The sequence below is a fragment of the Thermovirga sp. genome (assembly GCA_012523215.1).
In the GTDB taxonomy this organism is placed as follows: domain Bacteria; phylum Synergistota; class Synergistia; order Synergistales; family Thermovirgaceae; genus 58-81.
The window spans coordinates 1-1,555 of sequence record JAAYIZ010000087.1; the positions used below are offsets into that span (position 1 = coordinate 1).

At 59.0% G+C, this 1,555-nt stretch carries 1 protein-coding gene; it reads left to right on the top strand.

The features are described 5' to 3' along the window. Positions 1-42 precede the first annotated feature (42 nt). Positions 43-1,527 carry an Asp-tRNA(Asn)/Glu-tRNA(Gln) amidotransferase subunit GatB gene (gene gatB, locus GX108_02520; protein ID NLO55922.1) on the top strand — a complete coding sequence of 495 codons (1,485 nt, stop codon included), beginning with the start codon at positions 43-45 and terminating at the stop codon, positions 1,525-1,527. The last annotated feature ends 28 nt before the right edge of the window (positions 1,528-1,555 follow it).

Below are 1,555 nucleotides of genomic sequence, written 5' to 3' on the forward strand. Positions count from 1 at the left end.
AAAATTCGGCTTTCCGCCGATCGCCACGGGAGGAAGCCGCTGATGGCCCTTTCTTTTGAAACAGTCATTGGCCTGGAAGTACATGTACAACTGGCCACGGGCACGAAACTCTTCTGCCCCTGCCCGACGGACTATATTGGTCGCGAACCCAATACCTTAGTCTGCCCGGTTTGCCTGGGCCTTCCCGGGACCCTTCCCTCCCTTAACGTCAAGGCCGTTCAACTCGGCGTGAAGGTGGCTCTTGCACTGGGTTGTTCCGTTTCGAGGGTTTCAAGATTCGATAGGAAGCACTACTTTTACCCCGATCTTCCCAAAGCCTTCCAGGTAAGCCAGTTAGGACTCCCCCTCGCCCTGGGGGGAGCCATGCCCGTCTCGGTCGGGGATTTGAAAAAAACCATCGGTATAACGAGGCTCCACCTGGAGGAAGACGCGGGCAAGCTGGTCCATGGTACCGCCGATGGCAGACTTTCGGGCAGCTCCTTTCATCGGGTTGACTACAATCGCGCCGGAATACCGCTGGCGGAGATCGTTTCCGAACCGGATATGTCCACTCCCTTGGAGGCTAGGGAATATGTGCTGTCCCTGCGAAGACTGGTGAGATACCTGGGTGCCTCCGACGGCGACATGGAATCGGGCTCCCTGAGGGTTGATGTCAACGTCTCCCAGAAGTGCTCCGACGGAAGATGGGGCGGCAGGGTCGAGATAAAAAATGTCAACTCCGTGCGGGCCATGGAAAGGGCCCTGGAGTTCGAGATTTCCCGCCAGAGGGAGATTCTCCTGGCAGGAGGCCGGGTGAAACGGGAGACCCGCCACTGGGACGACTTGAGAGGCGTGACCAGGGCCACCAGGGGGAAGGAAGAAGCCCAGGATTATCGTTATTTCCCCGAGCCGGACCTGCCTCCCCTGGTTATTGATGATGGCCTTGTCCGTGCCATGGAGGGAGAACTCCCGGAACTACCCTGGGAGAAAAGGGAACGCTTCCAGGTCGAATGGGGTTTGAGCCCCGAGGACTCGGCGACTCTCTCTGAACGACTTGACCTGGCGGAGTTCCTTGAAGAAACGGTCCGTCACGGCGCAAGCAGGGAGTCGGCGGCCAACTGGGTGAAAACCGAGGTCCTCAGGATCCTCAACGAAACCAGGCTTGAGGCGGATAGGCTTCCTTTCACCCCCCGGTCCCTGGGAGCCCTTCTCATGAAAGTCGACGAGGGGTCTTTGTCCAATACGGCCGCCAGGGACGTGCTGGAGTTCATGCGCCGTGACGGCTTGGAGGTTGAAGAAGCTATGCAAAAAGCCGGTGCGGTTCCGGGGGGAGTAAAAGGAGACCTGCTGGCCGAAGTTGTCCGGAGGATCCTCGCCGCTCACCCCGAGGAGGCAGGCCTGGTTCTTTCCGGCGCGGATCCCTCGGGCAAGAAAAGAAAATACCTGCAAGGTCTTGTCATGAGGGAGATCAGGGGCCAGGCCCCCCCGGGGGATGTATCGGCCGCGATAGACGAGGCGCTGGACCAGTCGAGAGGATCGAAGGTATGAAGGGACTATAGTAACGGCTCATTGACGG

Excerpts from the sequence above, each read along its gene's own strand:
- gatB (NLO55922.1), top strand. The coding sequence starts at position 43 with ATGGCCCTTTCTTTTGAAACAGTCATTGGCCTGGAAGTACATGTACAA.